The sequence below is a fragment of the Streptomyces sp. NPDC002870 genome (genome assembly GCF_042888505.1).
Taxonomy (GTDB): Bacteria; Actinomycetota; Actinomycetes; order Streptomycetales; family Streptomycetaceae; genus Streptomyces.
Genome location: NZ_JBIAPW010000048.1, coordinates 1 through 18180, shown reverse-complemented (window position 1 = coordinate 18180; position 18180 = coordinate 1). Strand labels below are relative to the sequence as shown.

19 protein-coding genes and 1 pseudogene are annotated in these 18180 nt (G+C 68.4%); 6 read left to right on the top strand and 14 right to left on the bottom strand.

Features of this window, described 5'->3' with window-relative positions; all coding sequences use genetic code 11:
* Window positions 1-20: 20 nt before the first annotated feature.
* The 7 genes from ACFYWY_RS35280 to ACFYWY_RS35250 all read right to left on the bottom strand — a co-directional run bounded on the left by ACFYWY_RS35280 (window position 21) and on the right by ACFYWY_RS35250 (window position 6489).
* Window positions 21-1058 carry a 3-oxoacyl-[acyl-carrier-protein] synthase III C-terminal domain-containing protein gene (locus tag ACFYWY_RS35280; protein ID WP_389194648.1) on the bottom strand — a complete coding sequence of 346 codons (1038 nt, stop codon included), beginning with the start codon at window positions 1056-1058 and terminating at the stop codon, window positions 21-23.
* Window positions 1045-1866 carry an HAD family hydrolase gene (locus ACFYWY_RS35275; RefSeq protein ID WP_389194645.1) on the bottom strand — a complete coding sequence of 274 codons (822 nt, stop codon included), beginning with the start codon at window positions 1864-1866 and terminating at the stop codon, window positions 1045-1047. Before ACFYWY_RS35275 ends, ACFYWY_RS35280 begins: the two co-directional genes overlap by 14 nt.
* Before the next feature lie 4 nt (window positions 1867-1870).
* Window positions 1871-2836 (bottom strand): aldo/keto reductase, encoded by a 966-nt coding sequence (locus ACFYWY_RS35270; protein ID WP_389194643.1) that lies wholly within the window; start codon window positions 2834-2836, stop codon window positions 1871-1873.
* A 73-nt stretch (window positions 2837-2909) separates the two neighbouring features.
* Window positions 2910-4118, bottom strand: coding sequence for a beta-ketoacyl-[acyl-carrier-protein] synthase family protein (locus ACFYWY_RS35265; RefSeq protein WP_389194640.1), 1209 nt, complete (start codon window positions 4116-4118; stop codon window positions 2910-2912).
* Between the two features lie 20 nt (window positions 4119-4138).
* Complete coding sequence (locus ACFYWY_RS35260) at window positions 4139-4378, bottom strand: phosphopantetheine-binding protein (RefSeq protein ID WP_356232142.1); 240 nt, start codon at window positions 4376-4378, stop codon at window positions 4139-4141.
* A 72-nt stretch (window positions 4379-4450) separates the two neighbouring features.
* On the bottom strand, window positions 4451-5497 hold the full coding sequence (locus ACFYWY_RS35255) for a beta-ketoacyl-ACP synthase III (RefSeq protein ID WP_389194637.1): 1047 nt from the start codon (window positions 5495-5497) through the stop codon (window positions 4451-4453).
* Window positions 5494-6489, bottom strand: a complete 996-nt coding sequence (locus ACFYWY_RS35250; RefSeq protein ID WP_389194634.1) for an AfsA-related hotdog domain-containing protein — start codon at window positions 6487-6489, stop codon at window positions 5494-5496. The genes ACFYWY_RS35255 and ACFYWY_RS35250 overlap by 4 nt, the downstream gene beginning before the upstream one ends.
* A gap of 532 nt (window positions 6490-7021) precedes the next feature.
* Here ACFYWY_RS35250 and ACFYWY_RS35245 point away from each other — a divergent pair.
* A pseudogene (locus ACFYWY_RS35245) lies at window positions 7022-7150 on the top strand (CorA family divalent cation transporter); the annotation flags it as partial.
* Between the two features lie 730 nt (window positions 7151-7880).
* Window positions 7881-8195: a hypothetical protein gene (locus tag ACFYWY_RS35240; protein ID WP_389194631.1), complete on the top strand. Its 315-nt coding sequence runs from the start codon at window positions 7881-7883 to the stop codon at window positions 8193-8195.
* 297 nt (window positions 8196-8492) lie between these two features.
* Here ACFYWY_RS35240 and ACFYWY_RS35235 read toward each other — a convergent pair whose 3' ends face one another.
* From ACFYWY_RS35235 to ACFYWY_RS35210, 6 genes are all read right to left on the bottom strand, one after another.
* Window positions 8493-8864: a hypothetical protein gene (locus tag ACFYWY_RS35235; protein WP_389194629.1), complete on the bottom strand. Its 372-nt coding sequence runs from the start codon at window positions 8862-8864 to the stop codon at window positions 8493-8495.
* A gap of 73 nt (window positions 8865-8937) precedes the next feature.
* Window positions 8938-9984, bottom strand: coding sequence for a fatty acid desaturase family protein (locus tag ACFYWY_RS35230; protein ID WP_389194626.1), 1047 nt, complete (start codon window positions 9982-9984; stop codon window positions 8938-8940).
* Window positions 9981-10514, bottom strand: a complete 534-nt coding sequence (locus tag ACFYWY_RS35225; protein ID WP_389194624.1) for an STAS domain-containing protein — start codon at window positions 10512-10514, stop codon at window positions 9981-9983. The genes ACFYWY_RS35230 and ACFYWY_RS35225 overlap by 4 nt, the downstream gene beginning before the upstream one ends.
* Window positions 10515-11094: 580 nt before the next feature.
* Entirely contained in the window at window positions 11095-11943 is an 849-nt protein-coding gene (locus ACFYWY_RS35220; protein WP_389194622.1) for a ribonuclease BN, read from the bottom strand.
* A 39-nt stretch (window positions 11944-11982) separates the two neighbouring features.
* Complete coding sequence (locus tag ACFYWY_RS35215) at window positions 11983-12153, bottom strand: hypothetical protein (protein ID WP_381194364.1); 171 nt, start codon at window positions 12151-12153, stop codon at window positions 11983-11985.
* Window positions 12154-12221: 68 nt separating this feature from the next.
* Window positions 12222-12377 (bottom strand): DUF6131 family protein, encoded by a 156-nt coding sequence (locus ACFYWY_RS35210; protein ID WP_389194619.1) that lies wholly within the window; start codon window positions 12375-12377, stop codon window positions 12222-12224.
* Window positions 12378-13741: 1364 nt separating this feature from the next.
* Between ACFYWY_RS35210 and ACFYWY_RS35205 the strand changes: the two genes are divergently transcribed.
* The 4 genes from ACFYWY_RS35205 to ACFYWY_RS35190 all read left to right on the top strand — a co-directional run bounded on the left by ACFYWY_RS35205 (window position 13742) and on the right by ACFYWY_RS35190 (window position 16827).
* A complete protein-coding gene (locus ACFYWY_RS35205; RefSeq protein WP_389194616.1) occupies window positions 13742-14116 on the top strand; it encodes an STAS domain-containing protein in 375 nt (124 codons plus the stop codon).
* Between the two features lie 64 nt (window positions 14117-14180).
* Window positions 14181-14912 (top strand): ANTAR domain-containing protein, encoded by a 732-nt coding sequence (locus ACFYWY_RS35200; protein WP_389194613.1) that lies wholly within the window; start codon window positions 14181-14183, stop codon window positions 14910-14912.
* A 5-nt stretch (window positions 14913-14917) separates the two neighbouring features.
* Entirely contained in the window at window positions 14918-15718 is an 801-nt protein-coding gene (locus ACFYWY_RS35195; RefSeq protein WP_389194611.1) for a GAF domain-containing protein, read from the top strand.
* Window positions 15719-15918: 200 nt separating this feature from the next.
* Window positions 15919-16827: a flavin reductase family protein gene (locus tag ACFYWY_RS35190; RefSeq protein ID WP_389194608.1), complete on the top strand. Its 909-nt coding sequence runs from the start codon at window positions 15919-15921 to the stop codon at window positions 16825-16827.
* 147 nt (window positions 16828-16974) lie between these two features.
* Here the strand turns inward: ACFYWY_RS35190 and ACFYWY_RS35185 are convergent, their stop codons facing one another.
* Window positions 16975-18033, bottom strand: coding sequence for a VWA domain-containing protein (locus ACFYWY_RS35185; RefSeq protein ID WP_389194605.1), 1059 nt, complete (start codon window positions 18031-18033; stop codon window positions 16975-16977).
* Window positions 18034-18180 lie beyond the last annotated feature (147 nt).

Below are 18180 nucleotides of genomic sequence, written 5' to 3'. Positions count from 1 at the left end.
GCGGGCCGGGCGAACCGGGATCAGCCGGCTGGCCGGGCGACGACCGCGCAGGTGAAGCCGAAGCCCCCGCCCGCGGAGATGGTGAGGGCGATCTCGCCCGGCGCGAGCAGCTCCTGCTCACGGATGTCCGCCAGGTTCGCCGCCATGTCACCTGCTCCCAAGTGGCCCGTGCGGTTGCCCAGTTCGACGACCCTTGCCTTGGTCAGGCCCTCGACCGCCGGGTGGTACGTCTCGCGGCGGACCTTGATGCCCACCCTGGGGAGGGCGAGGACTCGGATGCGGGGGTCGTCGACGTCGATGCCGGCCTCCTCCAGCGCGGTCGTGACGATGCCGCGCAGCGCCGCGTGCACCCCGCTGTAGAAGCTGTCGAGGCCGACGTCGTTGATGAATGCCTTCTTGGTGCGCTTGACGTCGATCCGGTCGCTGATCCACCGGCTCGCCGGGGTGAACTCGTCGCGCCCGCGGTGCAGTCCCTCGGCCGCCGACACGGCGGCGCTGGACAGGCCCAGCAGCGTGAACTCGTCGACGGCGTCGTCACGTTCGTGCAGCAGGACCGCCGTAGCCCCGTCGCCGTAGAAGACGCCGTAGTCGCCGGCCCAGCGGTCGAAGCCCTCGTCGGGGAAACGGTCACCGGTGGTGACGAGCGCAGTGCCGGTGGAGGGGTCGGCCCGCAGCCGGGACGCGGCCGCCTCCAGTGCGGTGCCGCCGCCGTTGCACATCACCTGGATGCCCAGCGGGACGTCGCGCACCGCGCCGACCCGGTGCGCGACGTAGTGCGCGGGCGACCAGAAGTCGTGGCCCTGGTGGTGGATCCAGGCGTGCGCGGTGAACCCGAGGCCGGCGCCGTCCCAGCCCGCCGCGGCGAGCGCGCCGCGCGCCGCCTCCACCGCCATGTCCGGCGCCGAGACCGTTCCCGAGACCGGGACTTCGGTGACGCCGGTGTTCGTCAGGTCCTCATTGCTGATTCTGCCGCGCGTGAGGGCGTCCTGGGCGGTCTCGACGGTCACCGGCAGACAGGTCCTGACGGCCCGGATCCCCAGCCCGTTACCGAGTCGCATTTGTGAGTTCCTCCGTGCTCGACGTGGATGGAGCGGGCGAGGTGTGCGAAGAGGGGGCGGCCGGGTGTCTGGCCGGGGCCGCAGCGGCGGTCCCCTGCGCTGCCGCTGCGGCCGCGGCGGTCCCGGGCAACCGGATCCAGCCGAACCGGTCGGCGTGTTCGGCGAGCACCGGGTCGTCACCGACGACCGCCGCACCGCCCACGCAGGTCAGCAGCGGCAGGTCCGAGGCGTGGTCGCCGTACGCGACGCACTCCTCGGGACGTGCGCCCGACCGGTCCATCAGGGCGCGTGCGGCCGTGGCCTTCGCCGCGCCGATCACCGCGGTACGCACCTCGCCCGTGTACCGGCCCGCGGCCACGTCTGGCTCGCTGCACAGCACGTGGTCCGCGCCGAGGTGCTCCGCGATCGGTTCGAGGCAAGCGCGGAACGACCCCGAGACGAGCGCGACTTGATATCCCTCGGCCTGGAGCCGACGCAGTTCGCCTACGACGTCCTGGTGGAGGAAGCCGTCCCGCTGCCGCTCGCGGGCGAACCAGCGGCGCCCGCTCTCGGCGACGGCCTCCTGTTCCGCCCCCGCGTAGTTGCGGTAGTAGGCGCGGTTGGTCTCCTCGCGGGGCACGCCGGCCCGCGCCGCACGCGTCAACTCCCCCGCGGCCGCGCGGTATCGGTCCGGATCGGCGAGGTGGAACTCCAGGAAGGAGAACATGCTCTTGATGTCGATGAGCGTCTCGTCGACGTCGAAGAACGCGATCCGGACGGGCAGTTCAACCACCTCGATGCTGTCGCCCATGCGCTCAGTACCTGTCATGAGCTCAGTACCTGCTTCCGACGGCGGCCGGCAGCGCGGCCAGGTCGGCCAGGTCCTCCTCGGTGAGGTGGACCTCCGCCGCGGCCAGGTTCTCCCGCAGATAGCGGGAGTTCTTCGTGCCGGGGATCGGCACCACCCGCTCGCCCTGCGCGAGCGTCCAGGCGATGGCGACCTGGGCAGGCGTGACCGAACGGCGGTCGGCGACCTCCCGGATCACGTCGACGATGCGCTGGTTCGCCTCCATCGCGGCACGGTGGAAGCGCGGGTTGGCGGTGCGGAAGTCGGTGTCCTCGAACTGGCCGGCGTGCAGGGTCCCGGTGAGGAAACCCCGGCCGAGCGGCGCGAACGGGACGAAGCTCGCCCCCACGCTCTCGCACCAGCCGACTGTCCCGCCCGACTCGCCCTCCAGCGCGTCGCGCGTCCACAGCGAGAGTTCGGACTGGACGGCGGTCACCGGGTGGATCCCGTGAGCCTCGCGGGCCTGTGCGACCGTGGGCTCGGAAAGGCCGAGCCAGCGCACCTTGCCCTCGTCGACGAGCTCCGCCATCGCGCCCCAGGTCTCCGCCAGCGGGACGGCGGGGTCGATGCGATGGACGTAGTAGAGGTCGATGACGTCGAGGTCCAGCCGTCGCAGACTGGCCTCGACCGCCGTACGCAGATAGGCCCGTGAGTTGTCGCGATGGGCCGCCCGCTGTTGGAGGTCGTCCAGGACGATGCCGAACTTCGTCGCGACGACCGCCTCGTCCCGGCGGCCAGCGACGGCCCGACCCAGCAGCGTCTCGTTGTGGCCCGCCCCGTAGAGATCTGCCGTGTCCAGCAGGTTCCCGCCGAGGTCCAGTGCCTCATTGATGACCCGGATGGAGCGTTCGTCGTCCCGGGCGGACTCCTGGTAGAGCCAGCTCATGCCCATGCACCCGAGGCCGACGCCGCCGATCTTGATTCCCGTGTTGCCCAGATTCCTCAGGCGCACCTTTCCTCCTTCTGTTCTCATGCGGCCGTGAACTGCTCTCGAGCCGCGGACTGTTCTCGAACGGCCGCAAATCTCAAGCGGCCGCGAAGACGAGTGCGGCGTTGTGGCCGCCGAAACCGAGTGACGTGCTCACCGCGACCTCCAGATCCCTCTCCGCCGCCGCGCCCGTCGTGATGTTGAGGTCGATCTCGGGGTCGAGCTCGGTGAGGTTGGCCGTCGGCGGGACCACGCCGTCGCGCAGCGCCAGCGCGGTGAAGGCGGCCTCGATGGCGCCCGCGGCGGCGAGCGCGTGCCCCGTGACGCCCTTGGTCGAGGTGACCAGCGGGCGCTCGCCCAGGACGCGGCGCAGCACGCGGCCCTCGGTGACGTCGTTGAGCGGCGTCGAGGTGCCGTGCGCGTTGACGTGGTCCACCTCGTCCGTCCCCGCTCCCGCGTCGGCGAGGGCGGCGCGCAGCGCGCGCTCCATCCCGGCGCCGCTCGGGTCGGGCGCGGTGGCGTGGTACGCGTCCGTCGACGAGCCGAAGCCGATGACGTTGGCGTAGACCGAGGCACCGCGCGCCCGCGCGTCCCCGGGCCGCTCCAGTACGAGGATCCCGGCGCCCTCTCCCGCGACGAAGCCGTCGCGTGCCGCGTCGAACGGCCGGGACGCGGCGCCCGGGTCCTCGCGCCGCCCCGAGAGGCCGCCCATCCGGGTCAAGCCGGTGATGGTCGCGGGCGTCAGGGCGGCCTCGGCGCCCCCGGCGAGCACCACGTCGCAGGTGCCGGACCGCAGCAGGTCCCGGGCCAGGCCGATGGCGTTGGAGCCGGACGCGCAGGCGGTGGCCGTGACCATGCTCGGCCCGAACGCCCTCACGTCGATGGCCAGTTGGCCCGCCACCATGTTCGACATCCCCATGGGGATCATCAGCGGCGAGACACTCTTCGGCGCGTCCTCCAGGAACCTGCGGTGCTGCTGCTCCCAAGTCGCCGTGCCGCCAAGGGAGTTGCCGACAATGACGCCCACCCGTGTGCCGTCCCAGTTCTCCGGGTCGAGGCCCGCGTCGGACACCGCCTGGCGGGCGGCGACGATCGCCAGCTGCGTGAAGCGGTCGAGCCGCCATGCGTTGCCCGGCCCGAGCAGCGCCCCGGCGTCGAAGCCTGGCACGCGACAGGAGAAGTCGACGGGGAGTCCGGCGAGTTCGGGATCGGGGGCGGCGGTCGACCGGCCGGAGCACACCCGCTCCCAGCTCGTCTTCGCGTCAAGGCCGGCGGCGGTCACGAGTCCGACCCCCGTGATCGCCACGGCTCCCTTCGATGGGTGGGTCACGCGCGTACGCCCTGGGACTCGATGAGCTCGACGGTGTCCCTAATGGTCGTCTCGCCCTGGAGGACGTCGTCGTTGAGGTCGACCCCCAGCTCCTTGTTGATGAGCATGGTCAGCTCGATCAGCGCGAGCGAGTCGAGGGCCAGGTCCTTGTAGGCGATCACCGGCTCGATCTTCGCGGCGGGCACGCCGAGCTGGGAGACGAGCAGACCGGTCAGCTTTTCCTGTACAGCGCTCATGATTGGGCTTTCTTCCTTTGCTTGGCTTGCGTTGGTTGCTTGGCGCAGGCGTGTCTCTCCGCGCAGGCGGGGTTACGTCGCGCAGGCGGGTTCAGGCGGGGCCGCAGGGCCCGGGAGTGGTTCGACGGGCACCTCGGGCAGCTCCAGGGCCGCGGCCCCCCAGGTGAGGCCCCCGCCGAAGCCGCACAGCAGCACCCGGTGGCCCGGTGCGATCGAGCCCGTGTGCACGGCGTCGGCCAGCGCCAGGGGTATGGAGGCGGCAACGGTGTTGCCGACCCGGTCGAGGTTGACCACCAACTTCTCTTCGGGCAGCCCGAGCTCATTGCCGACGGCGGTCAGGATGCGGATGTTGGCCTGGTGGGCGACGAGCCGGTCGATGGACTCGAGGGGCCAGCCGAGCTGCTTCGCCAGCCGCCGGGACGACTCGCTCATCCGCGTCACAGCGTTGCGGAACACCGAACGGCCATGCATGGTGAAGAACTCGTCGCCCGGCGCGGCAAGCCCCTTCGAGCGGTGCTCGGACCCACCGCCCGGCACGGTGATCAGATCGGCCTGGGAGCCGTCACTGGCCAGGTCGAACCCGAGAAGCGCACCACTCTCCCCCATGCGTCCGGCGCGCAGCACCGTCGCACCCGCGCCGTCCCCGAAGATCGCCCTGGTCGTGCGGTCCTCGGGGTCGAGGATGGTGGAGAAGGTGTCGGCGCCGATCACCAGGGCGCTGTCGGCGATCCCCGCCCGGATCATGCTCGACGCTGTCGCCAGCGCGTACACGAACCCCGTGCACACGGCGGCGACATCGAATGCGGGTATCTCCCCGAGCCCGAGCCGGCTGGCCACTTCGGGCGCCGTGGCCGGGCACGGGTGGTCCGGAGTGCTCGTGGCAAGAACGAGCAGGTCCACCGAGTCCCTACCCGCGGAGGCGAGCGCCCTGGCCCCCGCCTCGACCGCGACGTCCGAGGTGGACAGACCCGGCGGCACCACGAACCGCTGCCGGATCCCGGTGCGGGTCGTGATCCACTCATCGGTGGTGTCGAGTTGCCGGGCGAGGTCGTCGTTGGTGATCCTCGTCGGCGGCAGCCAGCCGCCGAGCCCCGCGAGAACCGCCGCACGTCCACTCACCGTGCGCTCCGGTGCGACGCGGGAACGGCCGTAGTCTCCACGGTGCCGGACGCGACCTCCTCGCCGCTCTGCAGGAAACCGATCCGGAAGCTCTGGATCCCGTCGCGGTCGCGCTCGGGGACCGCGCTGACCGTGGTCGGCGCGTCGAGTTCGGCGAACTTGGCGAAGCCGAGGTCGAACCCGACCAGCGTGGTCCCGTCGGCGGGCCTGCCGAGGAGCCGGGCACCGGCGAGCAGTGCGGCCTGCCGCGCGGCCTCGGTGAGCACCATGCCCGGCAGATGGTCCTGCACATGGTCGAACATGCTCGGGTTGTCGTTGGGGGTCCGTACGCCGGCGGAGATTCCGTCACCGTCGTGCACGGGGTCGATGAGCAGCGCGTTGACCGGGTTGGCGCGCCCGAGGTCCTGAGGGTCGACCGTCGCCGGGACGGTCGCGACGTCGTCGGACAAGACGGGCGGGCTACCGCGCCGCTTCGACCGGACGAAGGAGTACGTCCCCGACGACAGGTAGCCGACCGCCATGCGCACCTCGCCGACCTCCTCACCGGAGAGCAGGAGGCGAATCTCGTACGTGACGGACCGGGCGGGCGCGGTCGCGTCGGCGGGCCGGTCGGTGGTGAGCTGCATGGTCAACTCCGCCGGGTCGCCGGAGTGCGCGGCGAACAGGCCGGGCAGCCGCATGGACCACGACTGCAGGACGAACTTCGTGTCGCCGTCGACGCCGAGATGGGTGTGCGCGCCATAGGTCTCGGCCTGTCGGGCGCACTCCAGGAGCAGGACCGGGTCGACGACCGTGTGGCCGACGTGATCGGTGAAGTACGCGTGCGAGGATGGGAGTTGGGCTCCGGCGAGAAAGCGCTGCCCGTCCACGGCCGAGGTGTCGGTGAGGAACACCTCCGACAGGGCCCGCCGATGAAGCAGACGCCGGTCGACGGACCGAACGAATCCGAGCTCCTGTACACCGGGCGCAAAGGTACTTGTGAACACCGTCATCGGCAGGTAACCCCCTGTCAAGAGCACGGCGGTTCCCCACCGACACTCTCGGAATCTCTTGATCGTGAACCGCCGGACCACCCCGTCCGCGGCCGACGGGAAAGAAACTAGCCGTGGGCTCTTTCGTCCCGCTGTCGGAGCGTGTAAGGGGCTGACATCGCGCCGTCAGGGCCCCTGACCTGGGGCTTTTGAAGGACCTCGGGGCGTTTGGCCCCCGTCACCGGTGCTCGCGCGGCCCGTCTGGTCGAGTTCACCGGCATCCTGCAGCAGGCGCTGCGCGATGTGAGCGCCTGGGCGGAGAAGGGCACGGCGCCCGCGCGAGGGACCTCGTACCACGTGACCGACAGCCAGGTCACGGTGCCGGCGAGAGCCAGGGCGCGCCTGGGGAGAATCTGGGGAGTTTGCCCCGGCACTGGGGACCGCGTGGGGAGAATCGGCTGCGTAACACGGGCATGACACTGAAAGGCCGTGAATGACGCTCCACCGCAGGTCAGGGGCGCGTTTCCGCAGGTCAGGGCCGTTCGGGAGATGGATTTATGGAATGAACTTCGAGGCCATGCCGGAGCTGAGCTGGGCGTTCGGATACCCCTTCGCTGTAGCTCTGATGGCCGTTGTTTGCGTGAGTTTGTACTTCATCTTCAAGCGACGGGATTGGCTTTAGGCCACCACCCGGTTCGCACCGACGGCGTCGAATTTGCTATCGCGCACACATCATCACGGCACTCCACACGCGCTGGGGAGTGGCTGGGGAGAATCAGTGCTCATGATCTCCTCTACCTTCCGATCGGCAGCCGCCGGACCCTTTGTCGATGCAGAGCCGCAGCGCCCCTTCCAGCTCGCAGGGCTCAGTAGCAATCGACCGGGCCAACGCCCCTGTCTTCTCTGAGGACCAGAAGCAGTTCCCGTATCCGGTTGAGGTGATCCGGTTGATCGCATCAGCGACACCACGCGCAGACGGCTGCAGCGTTCGCTGGACCTGGAGGACGCGCGGCTCCCCGCCGCGTGAGGCAGCCGCGGGTGCGTCGGGGCCGCTGGTGGCCTGCGAGGCGCCCTGCCCCTGCTCGGAGAGGGCACTGCGCAGCTGGAGGGCTGGGCGCAGATCACCGTCGGTGCCCCCGCTCGTCTCCTGGGCGCCACGGAGGCCATTTGATCGTCGGCGGGCTCATTTCCCTGTTTCTGCCTCCAGGTCGCTCCAGCTATCCAGGACGTGCGCTATCCGTAGCCGCAGTGTTGGTCTGCCTGGTTTCCCTGCCGAAACCTGCGTCGCGAATCCGCGCGTATCGCACGTAATGCACACCGCGGACCGGGACGCGTTTGTGCGACGGGACGCAGTGACTACGATCCAGCCGCAGCGAGATCACCCAAGTCGGCCCCCGAGGTACGGCCTTCATGTGATCTACCTGATTGGCGGCCCGCCCCGGGTGGGCAAGAGCACCCTCGCGTGGATGCTGCTGGACCGAGAGGGCCTCCCGGGTTGCCCGACCGACGCTCTCGTGTCGATGCTGCAGCGCGCTGCCCCTGAGCACGGTGTGCGGCATGGTACGCATTCGGACAAGGCAGTGCTCGCTCAGCCGTTCCTCATTGAGTTCATCCGTGCAGCTGCGGAGGCTCTTGATGACTCCGATCCCCAAGATGGCTATGTGGTCGAGGGCGACATCGTCACACCGCCGCGGCCACGGCCGCCGCCGGTGTCGGGATGCCACTGACCTCCGTATTCCTCGGAGATACAAAGCTGACCCCCGAACACCTGCGGGCCGCCCCGGACTGGCTCGAGGGAGCCGATGACACCACCTACCGGGAGATCGCCGCATGGGTCAGGGACCAGAGCGCTGCCCTGCGCAAAGCGTGTACGGCCGGCGGGCACGTCTACATCGAGTTGGGGACCGGCTACACGCAGGGCATCGAACGGGCCTACTCGGCTCTGTTAGAGAGGACTGGGCCATCCAGCGCCAGCACCCTCCCCAGGGGCTCTGCTTGATGCCACGCGGACGTCCCCGGGTCCCTCAGGAGCCCTCCTCCAGGCCGAGGGAGGACCGCAGCTCCCGGTGGGCCTTTCCGGTGCCGCTGCCCTCCTGACCTTCCAGCAGGGCAGCGGCGATGGCGTCCAGCTTGCTCTGGACCGCCCGTTCGGCCCGCAGCTCGGAGTTCTTGAGCAAGGCCAGCAGGAGCAAGGTCACCGCCGACATCGCCTCGCCCGCGAACACGAGCCACTTGATCGGCAGGCCGATCAGGTGCAGTACGACAGCCACGGCGACCAGGATCAGGCAGACCACGAAGAACGTTGCTGAGCTGGTGAACCGTGAGGCATTCTCGGCCAGCCTCTCGAACGGTTTGTTGCGCGAGCCACCTCGGTCGGACGGGTGCTTGAGAAGCATGCGACTTCTCTACAGCGGACCGTGGCCCGCCCGGCGCTGCCACGCACACTGACGGACCGGCTTGAGCAGTCGGTCAGCCTGTTTGTCGCAAGGGGGCGCTGGCGTGGTGCAGGCTCTTGATTGCTTGCCTGTAAGAGTCGATCAGTCCCGTCTGGAGGTACGGCACGTCCAGCTGCTCGCAGTACCGGCGGACGATGCCCTGGGCATGTCGCAGATTCGGTGACGGCATGCTGGGAAACAGGTGGTGTTCGATCTGGTAGTTCAGGCCGCCCAGGATGACGTCGGTGATCCGTCCGCCGCGGACATTGCGTGAGGTGAGGACTTGGCGGCGCAGGAAGTCGGGGCGGTGCGGGCCGGTCAGGGTGGGCATCCCCTTGTGGTTGGGGGCGAAGATGGAGCCCAGGTACACCCCGAACAGGCACTGGTGCACAGCGAGAAAGGCCACGGCCTTGCCAGGCGACAGGACGGCGAACAGCAGGGCGCAGTAGAGCGTGAAGTGTCCGAACAGCAGGATGCCTTCCAGGCGGCGCTGTTTGAGGGAACGGTCCGCGAGGGCACGGACGCCGGCTACGTGGAGGTTGAATCCCTCCAGGGTGAGGAGCGGCAGGAAGAGGACGGACTGGACCCGTCCGACCACGCGGGGCAGCTTTGAGGCTTGGCGGGCCTGGGCCTGGCTCCAGACAAAGATGTCGGGTGCGACGTCCGGGTCGAGGTCCTCGTGGTTGGGGTTGGCGTGGTGGCGGGAGTGTTTGTCCTGCCACCATCCGTATCCCATCCCGATCCCGAGGTTTCCCGCTAGGCGACCTGCGCGGGCGCTCGCTTTCTTGCGCCTGAACACCTGCCGGTGCCCCACGTCGTGCGCGACCAGAGCCACCTGTCCGAACACCCCCGCCAGAACAACACCAACGGCGAGCGTCCACCAACTGTTGCCCACCAGCAGGAAGGCACCCCAGCCGGCCAGGTACAGGGCAACGACGAGCACCATGCGCACGGCGTAGTAGGCGGGGCGGCGACGCATCAGACCGGCCTGCTTGATCTGTTTCGACAACCGGGCGAAATCACTGCCGCCCGTTGGGTGACTTTCAGCAGCGGATGAGCGGAGCGGCACCTGGGTACTCATGACCGTTCCTCAGTCCCGGATGCCGGGCTCATGCCACTCAGGCTGCCGCAACGCCAGACCGTTTGCCAGAACCGCGATCCGTCCGGACCGTCTCGTACCGAAGCTGATGAGGGTGGCCTTGAGGGGACGTGACGTGGATGAGCTGTTGTTCCGACATCGTGGTCAGTCCATGTGTGTGGGTCGGAAAGGGGGCGCGGGGCATATACCGGGCGTTGGGGTCGTCGGCGAGGTTCGCCGTCGGCGTCAGAGGGCCGATGCCTGGCGTGGGGCCCGCGATCACGAGGCACTTGCCGGGAAGAGGCGCAGTACCGGAGCGGTGACGGGCCATCGATGAGGAAGCGGGTACCGGTCATGGCCAAGAACGGGACATCAGCGGGCAACGCACCGTGCAGACGCACAGAACCTCCCTGATACCGGCCCGATGTGCGGGCGGCCAGCAGAGTATTCAGACCGCTGACGTCGCAGAACGTCAGCCCCCTGACATCGATTTCGATGTCCAAGTCCACCAAGAGGATGTGCGCAATATTCATAGCGCCTCAGTCAGAAACGGCCCGACACCGCAGCAACACACCCGGGGTCAGGCGGTCCCGCACGCCGCAAGTGCGGACCTTCCTCCGGACAAAACGCAGGAAATGAGCCACCACGTGATCACACACGCTGCTCCCGCCACGCAAGAACTCCGCTTCCAAGGAAGCGCGCTTGTGCACGGCCCTGCATCACCGCTGTGCTCAACACGCCAAGGGTCCGGGGCGCTGGTCCCACCCTACGCCCCCGGCCAAGTCCCGGACAGGGTGCGGGACGTACTGACGGCGGTTGAGGGCACGGCATACGCGGCGACGATGTCTCCGAGCACGACCCGGCGCTCCAACACTGGCCTCCTTGGAAATCCAGCGCCTGGCACCTCTCGCGGGCGAGGAAGCCCGCACCGCTGTCAGCCGCGCGCTGCCGCAGATGTCATGTCACGGCAGATCCCCGGGGCCGTCACGCCTGAGGACCATCCGGCGACGGGTTGGAGGTACCGGTGGCGGCGTGGGCCTTGTGCTTGCCCACCGCTCAGGGTCACCGAGCCGGAAGAGGAGTGCGGCAGGTGCAGCCGCCGGGGGTAGGCAGCTACGGGGCTGCAGTTCCTCTGCGGCGCTTCAGCGCGTGCGCCATGCGTGAAAAATCCTCGTACAGGAGCCGACCGGCCAGCGCGCCGCCGAAGACGACGACACCCACACCGACCAGCCAGGACTGGATGACCAGGACAGTTCCGACGGGGCCATAGGTGACGGTGCTGGATGCGATCAACGGCGAGAAGACGAGCCTGGAGAAGACCCGCAGACCGAGCAGTCCGATAACGGTGACGACGGCGCCGGGAAACAGGGCGCGCCAGCGAATCCGCCCGCCGAGCAGCAGGCGCTGGGACCACCAGGGGAACAGGACGGCGCTCAGCGACGCGACCGCCCCACCCGCCAGCGGCTCGCGCCGCAGAGTCGTGGTGGCGGAGAGGAGGAGGTATCCGGTGAGGACGGCGAGCCACACCACATGCCGCCACCTGGCCCACCACCGGGCCGGCGGCAGGTCCCAGACCTTCTCGTAGCCGCTCTGCACCGCCGCACCGAAGGTCAGGCCGAACACGGCGAGGGCGGCAATACCGAAGGCCGTCGTGGTCCGCAGGGCCTGGCCGGGCCCGATGAACAACTTCTCGACCTGTTCTCTGGAGGCCGTCGACACGCCGAGCCCCTCCCCCAGCCACTGCGCGAACCCCTGCCCCTGCTTGGGATCGCCCGAGGAGACAATGATCAGCAGCGGAACCAGCGTGAGGAATCCGAGCGCGGCGAAGCCCAGGGCGCGCTGCCCCAGTCCGAGATCGCTGCTCCGCCGCCACACGCGCCCGACTGGTGAGCGGCTGACCGTTCGGCGTACCCGACGCAGCGGAGACGAACGGTTCCCGGCAGTGGAAGGCTTCATGGACATGGTGCTCGTGGATCGGCGGTCCGACATCTACCGCACGGGTCAGTGGGCCGGGCGCCGACGCGATCGCGATATCGAGCGCACGAGCAGGTACAGGACGGCGACCACGGCGAGCAGCACCCCTGTGGACAGCAGATACAGCAGGCCGTCCACGACAGCGCCGATGACGACCAGCGCGATGGCGCTGCCGAGCAGAACCAGGAAGAAGATCATGGCGCTACGCCTCCTGGAGTCGTGGGGGGACTGGGCGGCGGGGTCGCACCAGGGCGGGCCCAAGCCGTCTACCAGTAGTGCCGACGCCCCCCGACCGCGTGACCGACCGCCCCCAGGACCCACAGGATGATCCCAATGACGACCAGGATGATCCCGAGGGTCCACAAGATGGCGATGCCGGCCACGAAATCGATGACGAGCAAGATGACCCCGAGAATGATCATGATGACCTTCGCAGGTACCTCAATCTCAGAGTAGGCGCAACCTGTGACGGTGGCCTGGCGGCCGGCCCCCCTTGCACCGGCGAAGCACTCAGTCGCAGCCCCCGGGAAACCGCCCAAGTATGGCGAGATCTCGACCACGGCGTCACGACGGCCCTTCGCTGCGCGAATGGCAGGCGCGCCCCGGACGCGGAGAGGCAGTCCGGGGCTCGACACCGAAGCGGGGGCGGGCTCCCGGCGCAACGGCGGCCCCGTGACGGGACCTTTCTTACTGCGGCGGTCTACCGGGCCGGGGCTCCTGGAAAAATTGGTGGACGCGCCGACGCGGAGTTCGCCGGGGGACGGTCGGGTAGGTCTTCGCACAAACTGCTGGAGCGCTCGGCACTGCTGCCCGACTGCACCGTCGAGAGCTGCGGGGTGGACCGACCCAAGGTCGCGTAGCGACGGCGACCGCGGGACGTCCACGCTTGTGACGAGGCACGTTCGGCACAGATGCGCAAGGCGCGCTTCCGATGGAGCGCGGTCAACCTCTCGACGCAGCCGGGGCTCGGGGATGCACCGTGCACGTCAGGCGTTGCCGCACCCCGTGAAGAGGCGTCAATTTCGCGATTCAGGCCGTTCCTGCAGGCCGAGGTAGGGGCGCTATCCGTAACCTCCGGGCAGGACTACGGTGTTGAGTGAAGCCCCAGTCCCCGGCAGCGATGTTCTGTTGTGCTCCGGGAAGGTTGGCCGTGTCCGTCTTACTTCTCATCCTCATAGTGGCCCTGTTCGGCCTCGGCTTCCTCAGCCCCGTCTGGTGGGTGGCCGCAGCCGTTCTCATCTTCGGTCTCGTGCACTCCGGCCGAGGTGGCGCCAGGGGTGGGTCCCGCGGCGGCGATTCCGAGTACCAGGGTTACCAGGACTACCGGGCCTACAGGGACCGTCAGGACCGCTGGGACCGCCGGTACAGGCGACAGCGCCTGAGCCATTGGAACCGTCGGGACCGTCGGGACGGCCGGTGAAGCCGGACGCCGGAGGAACGTGCCGCGGGGTCGGTGGAAGGCGGTGGCCGAGGAACGGCTGCCGGGGGGTAGGCGCGAGAGCTATGCTGCGATGGACGTCCCAGACCCCGGCGTGGCCCAATGCTGTTGTCGTGCTGGTGCCTGCGGGGAGTGGACAGTTCGTCTGGATCACCACAGGCCCACCTTCGAGGCGAAGCCGGTCGGGTTCACGGCCCTGCAACAGGGTTGCCATCCGTCGCTCTTGCCTGACCTGTAAAGGCGTCCGACCACGCGGAATACGTGCCAGGCGTAGCCGAAATCCCAGGCCCGCCCAGCGCTGCACCAGGTGGTCATAAGAACTGAGGCACTATGCCTGTTCTGCCAAGCTTGAACATCCACCGACGCGACCGGGGAAGCCACGCGACCATCACCCTGGCGGGTGAACTCGACCTGGAGACGGCACACTCCGTGCGGGTGGTGATCGAAGACTGCCTGGGGGACGGAATCCGTACGGTCGACATCGACCTGACCCTCCTCACCTTCTGCGATGTCAGCGGCCTCAATGCCTTCCTGGTCGCATCTCGGCTCACCACCACGGCCGGGGGGTCGCTGTGTCTGCGCCACCCGAGTCAGATGCTGACCCGCCTCCTGGATCTGACCGCCACCGGCTTCCTCCTCTACGACCGGCCCTTGGTATCCGCATCGCGTGCCGCCGTCGCGGACGACCTGGCCGCCGGGCGTCCCACATCGCTGGCCTCGTGACCGGGCCGGGAAGCATGACCAAGAGCCCGCTCGGCGCCGGCGGCACGGGGCAAGGTGGTGGTGGGTGATCAGTGACCGCATGGTCAGGGTTCTGCGCCTGCTGCAGTCCGACGACGGCTCCGGCCAGGTCGCCGATGTCACCGCGGCCGGCGCCGCCGCGCTGGGCGTGGACGGCCTCGCGGTCTCCCTTGTCACCGAGGGCGACCTCACCGAGCTCCTGTGGTGCTCGGACGCCGCGACGCGCCGCTTCGAGGACCTTCAGCTCACCCTCGGGGAGGGCCCCGGGCCCGACGCGGCCCGTACCGGCGCGATGGTGTGGGTGCCCGACCTGGTCGGCGTTCGCCTAGCGCGCTGGCCCGCGCTGGCCATGGATGCCCCCGCCCTGCCGACCCGGGCGGTCTTCTGCTTCCCGATGGGGATCGGCGCGATCCGCACAGGTGTGCTGACCGCCGTACGCCGCACCCCGGGCCCGCTGACCGCACAGCAGGCCGACGACGCGCTGATCCTGGCCGACGCCCTCACCGCCCGGTGCCTGGGCAGCGGCGAGCCACGCGTGGCCGGGCCGACCCCGGCCGGCTCCCCGCCCACCCTGCAGCACGCCGTGATCCACCAGGCGACGGGCATGGTCAGCGTCCAACTCTCCCTGCCCCTGCCCCAAGCCCTGCTGCGGCTGCGCGCGTATGCCTACAGCAGTGGGCGCTCCATCACCGACATCTCCCAGGACGTGGTGGACCGACGGCTCCGCCTGGACCACAACGGCAACGGCAAGCCCCCGACCGTCGTAGACAAGGACTGATCGACATGCCCCGCGAACAACGGCTCACCGAGGTCTTCGTGGAAGTCGCCGACTCCCTGACCGACGACTTCGACCTCATCGACTTCCTCCAGCAGCTCTCGGTGCGCTGCATGGAACTGCTGGACGTGGCGGCGGTCGGCATCCTGCTGGCCGACCAGCACGACACCCTGCAGACCATCGCCGCCTCCGACGAACACACCCGGCTGCTGGAACTCTTCGCCCTGCAGCACGACCAAGGCCCCTGCGTGGATTGCTACAAGAGTGGCCAGGCCCGCACCAACATCAACCTCACCGATCCGAAGACCACGGAGAGCTGGCCGCAGTTCGCCACCCGCGCCCACGAGACGGGATTCGTGGCCACCAACGCACTCCCGCTACGGCTGCGCGGCCGCGTCATCGGCGCACTCGCCCTGTTCCAGACCGACCCCGAACCCCTCAGTGATCAGGACATCACCCTCGCCCAAGCCCTGGCAGACATCGCGACCATCGCCATCCTGCAGCAGCGCACCCTGGACCACAGCCACATCGAGCGTGCCCAACTCCAGTACGCCCTCACCAGCCGCATCGTCCTGGAACAGGTCAAGGGCATCCTCGCGGAACGCTGGCACATCTCACTCGACGACGCCTTCACCGCCTTCCGCTCCTACGCCCGCGCCCACCAACGTCAGCTCGCACAGCTCGCCCGCGAGATCGCCGACGGCGACTTCGACACCACCCTGATCCCCCACCCGGCCAGTCGCCACCCGAGCGGTGACCCGACGACACCGGGTGCCGTCAGCCGGCACCCCGAACATCCGCTGCCGTAGAGGTCTCGGCGCCGAATCCGCCCACCGCTGTCTGTCGGCTCTGGACCGACTGGCAGCGAAAAGCCATGTTTCCGCAAAGCCGGAGCCGGACAGCTCCGCCCTTCAACCGCCTGAGCAGCATCAACAGCGAGGTGACACCCCCTCAGAACGAGCGTCAAATAAGCGTCAAGATATCGCCCGTAACACCCACACCGCACATAATGCGCATTCACAGAACCGCAGGTCAGGCGTCCTTCTTCACCGGCTCAAGGATCGCCACGCACTCCACGTGGTGGGTCATCGGAATGCGGTCGAAGCAGATCGTCTCGCCCCGACCAGTACACCCGCTAGACGTCGTGGACATCGCCAGCCCTCGCGGAACGTTCGTACTCGAAGAAGGCACCCGCCCGATCGTCCTCATCTCCGCAGGGATCGGTGCCACTCCGGTGCTCGCCATGCTCCACCAACTCGCCGCCACACGAGACCAACGCCCGGTCTGGTGGACCCACATCGCCCACGACCGCCCCCACCACGCTTTCGCGGACGAGGCCCACGCGCTCCTGGCGCAACTCCCCAATGCCCACGAGTACATCTACTACACCGCCGAAACCGCCCCACATCTCGACGAGCCCCACATCACCCAGGGGCGTCCGACCGCCCAATCACTCGCGGCCCTGGGCATTCCCACAGACGCCGACGCCTACCTCTGCGGACCGCCCGCCTTCATGGACGACCTCGGAGGCTACCTGCGCGATCACGGCCTGCGCCCCGAACGGATCCATATGGAGCAGTTCAGCGCCCTGCCCGCCATCAATCCCGGAGTATCGCCCACCGCCGTGGTGCGGCCGCACCAACCACCCGGTCCACAAGGCACCGGCCCCCTCATCACCTTCGCCCGCAGCGGCATCACCACCCCATGGTCACCCGCTCACGCGTCACTCCTCGATCTCGCCGAAGCCTGCGACATCCCCACCCGCTGGTCCTGTCGCACCGGCGTCTGCCACACCTGCATCACCCACCTCGTGGCAGGCGACGTCACCTACAGCACCCAACCTCTCGAACCTCCCGAGGCCGGCACCATCCTCGTCTGCTGCAGCAAACCGACCACCGAAGTGGTCCTCGACCTCTAGTCGGCCAGCAACGGCACGGGCCAGCCCCATTGGCATGAAGACCTCAACCTGACGTACACGAGATGCTCCCCGATGCCGAGGTCCACGACTGGCCCGATCCTTCGCAACTGGTCCTGGACCACCTGCTCTACGTCCTTCTCGTGAACTTCAGAGCATGATGAGCAGACGCGTCTTCGGCTTGAGCTTTCTGTTCACCGAACGACTCTGCACGTATACCTCCAACTTGGGATTACGCCCCGCCTTCACGGAGACGGTCCCCTGGATACCCGTGCCGAACAGAAGACTGCGTGCCGCGTCGCCCGTGTATGCGCGGTCAGTGTCCTTCTCGACCACGATGACTTCCTTGTCGGGCTGAACCTGAACCCGCGTGCCCAGCTGGTAGTAGCACGACCCGCGTTCGTACGTCACGCCCGGATGCGAATCAACGAAGGACCGAATCTCGACCTCCGTGTCGACCTTCAGGAGTCGATACTTGTCGGCCGGGACCGGTTCGAGGTTCGCCCGCACGTCGTCGACCGATATGTCCTGGCCGACCGCGAACAGGTTCTTCGTGCCGCGCACGCCCTGCTCGCGGCCACGGAGGAAGCTGGTGGCGGCAGCGCGCACGGTACCGATCGCCTCCTCGACACCCTCCTGGGAATCCGCATCCCAGATGGCGATGTTTCCGGCCGGGAAGCCGTAGTTCTGGGCGGTTCGCTTCGCCAGGGAGTTCGGAACGAGGATCGCGGAAGTCCAGTGGCCCGGAAGCGCACCCATCTTCGCCGCGATCTTGTCGAGCCAGGGGCCGAGGATGGCCATGTCGCCGTCGTGCCGTCTGTCGCCGCCGGAGGCGTTCTCCTCGCCGTCCGTCACCACGATCTGGAGGAAACTGTGCTCGCCGTACGCCTCCCAGATGTGGCCCAGGTCGTCCAGTGACTTCAGAGAGGCCTCGATGAGGGCCGTAGCGCCATTGTTGACCTTGTACAGACCCCGCATGGACGGCAGATGCTTCACGTCCATGTCCCAGACCAGGTTCTCCACCTTATGGTCGAAGGAGTAGAGGCTGATCCGGGTCTCATGACCGAGGCTGTCCGACTCGGCCTTCAAGCCCGCCACGAACTCGTCCACGACGCGGATGAGTTGACTCTGGTGCTGATGCATCGAACCCGAACAGTCCACTACCAGCGCGACGTGATTCACCTTGTGCTGGATCTTGTTGGTGGACACGTTTCTGCTCCTTCTCCGAGGCTCCCCGAGTGATGTATCCACACTATGGGGAGGCACTGACATTTAGCTTTGGAGATGGCCCTTCGGGATCTTCGGGGGCTGCGTAGGGTGCGTCGGGTCTGGTTCTTCGGGCACGGCTGGATCACT

Coding starts and splice junctions, on each gene's coding strand:
- ACFYWY_RS35195 (WP_389194611.1), top strand. CDS start 14,918: ATGCCCCGCGAACAACGGCTCACCGAGGTCTTCGTGGAAGTCGCCGAC.
- ACFYWY_RS35190 (WP_389194608.1), top strand. CDS start 15,919: ATGCGCATTCACAGAACCGCAGGTCAGGCGTCCTTCTTCACCGGCTCA.
- ACFYWY_RS35275 (WP_389194645.1), bottom strand. CDS start 1,866: ATGACAGGTACTGAGCGCATGGGCGACAGCATCGAGGTGGTTGAACTG.
- ACFYWY_RS35230 (WP_389194626.1), bottom strand. CDS start 9,984: ATGAGTACCCAGGTGCCGCTCCGCTCATCCGCTGCTGAAAGTCACCCA.
- ACFYWY_RS35220 (WP_389194622.1), bottom strand. CDS start 11,943: ATGTCCATGAAGCCTTCCACTGCCGGGAACCGTTCGTCTCCGCTGCGT.
- ACFYWY_RS35225 (WP_389194624.1), bottom strand. CDS start 10,514: ATGAATATTGCGCACATCCTCTTGGTGGACTTGGACATCGAAATCGAT.
- ACFYWY_RS35210 (WP_389194619.1), bottom strand. CDS start 12,377: ATGATCATTCTCGGGGTCATCTTGCTCGTCATCGATTTCGTGGCCGGC.
- ACFYWY_RS35260 (WP_356232142.1), bottom strand. CDS start 4,378: ATGAGCGCTGTACAGGAAAAGCTGACCGGTCTGCTCGTCTCCCAGCTC.
- ACFYWY_RS35280 (WP_389194648.1), bottom strand. CDS start 1,058: ATGCGACTCGGTAACGGGCTGGGGATCCGGGCCGTCAGGACCTGTCTG.
- ACFYWY_RS35215 (WP_381194364.1), bottom strand. CDS start 12,153: ATGATCTTCTTCCTGGTTCTGCTCGGCAGCGCCATCGCGCTGGTCGTC.
- ACFYWY_RS35235 (WP_389194629.1), bottom strand. CDS start 8,864: ATGCTTCTCAAGCACCCGTCCGACCGAGGTGGCTCGCGCAACAAACCG.
- ACFYWY_RS35250 (WP_389194634.1), bottom strand. CDS start 6,489: ATGACGGTGTTCACAAGTACCTTTGCGCCCGGTGTACAGGAGCTCGGA.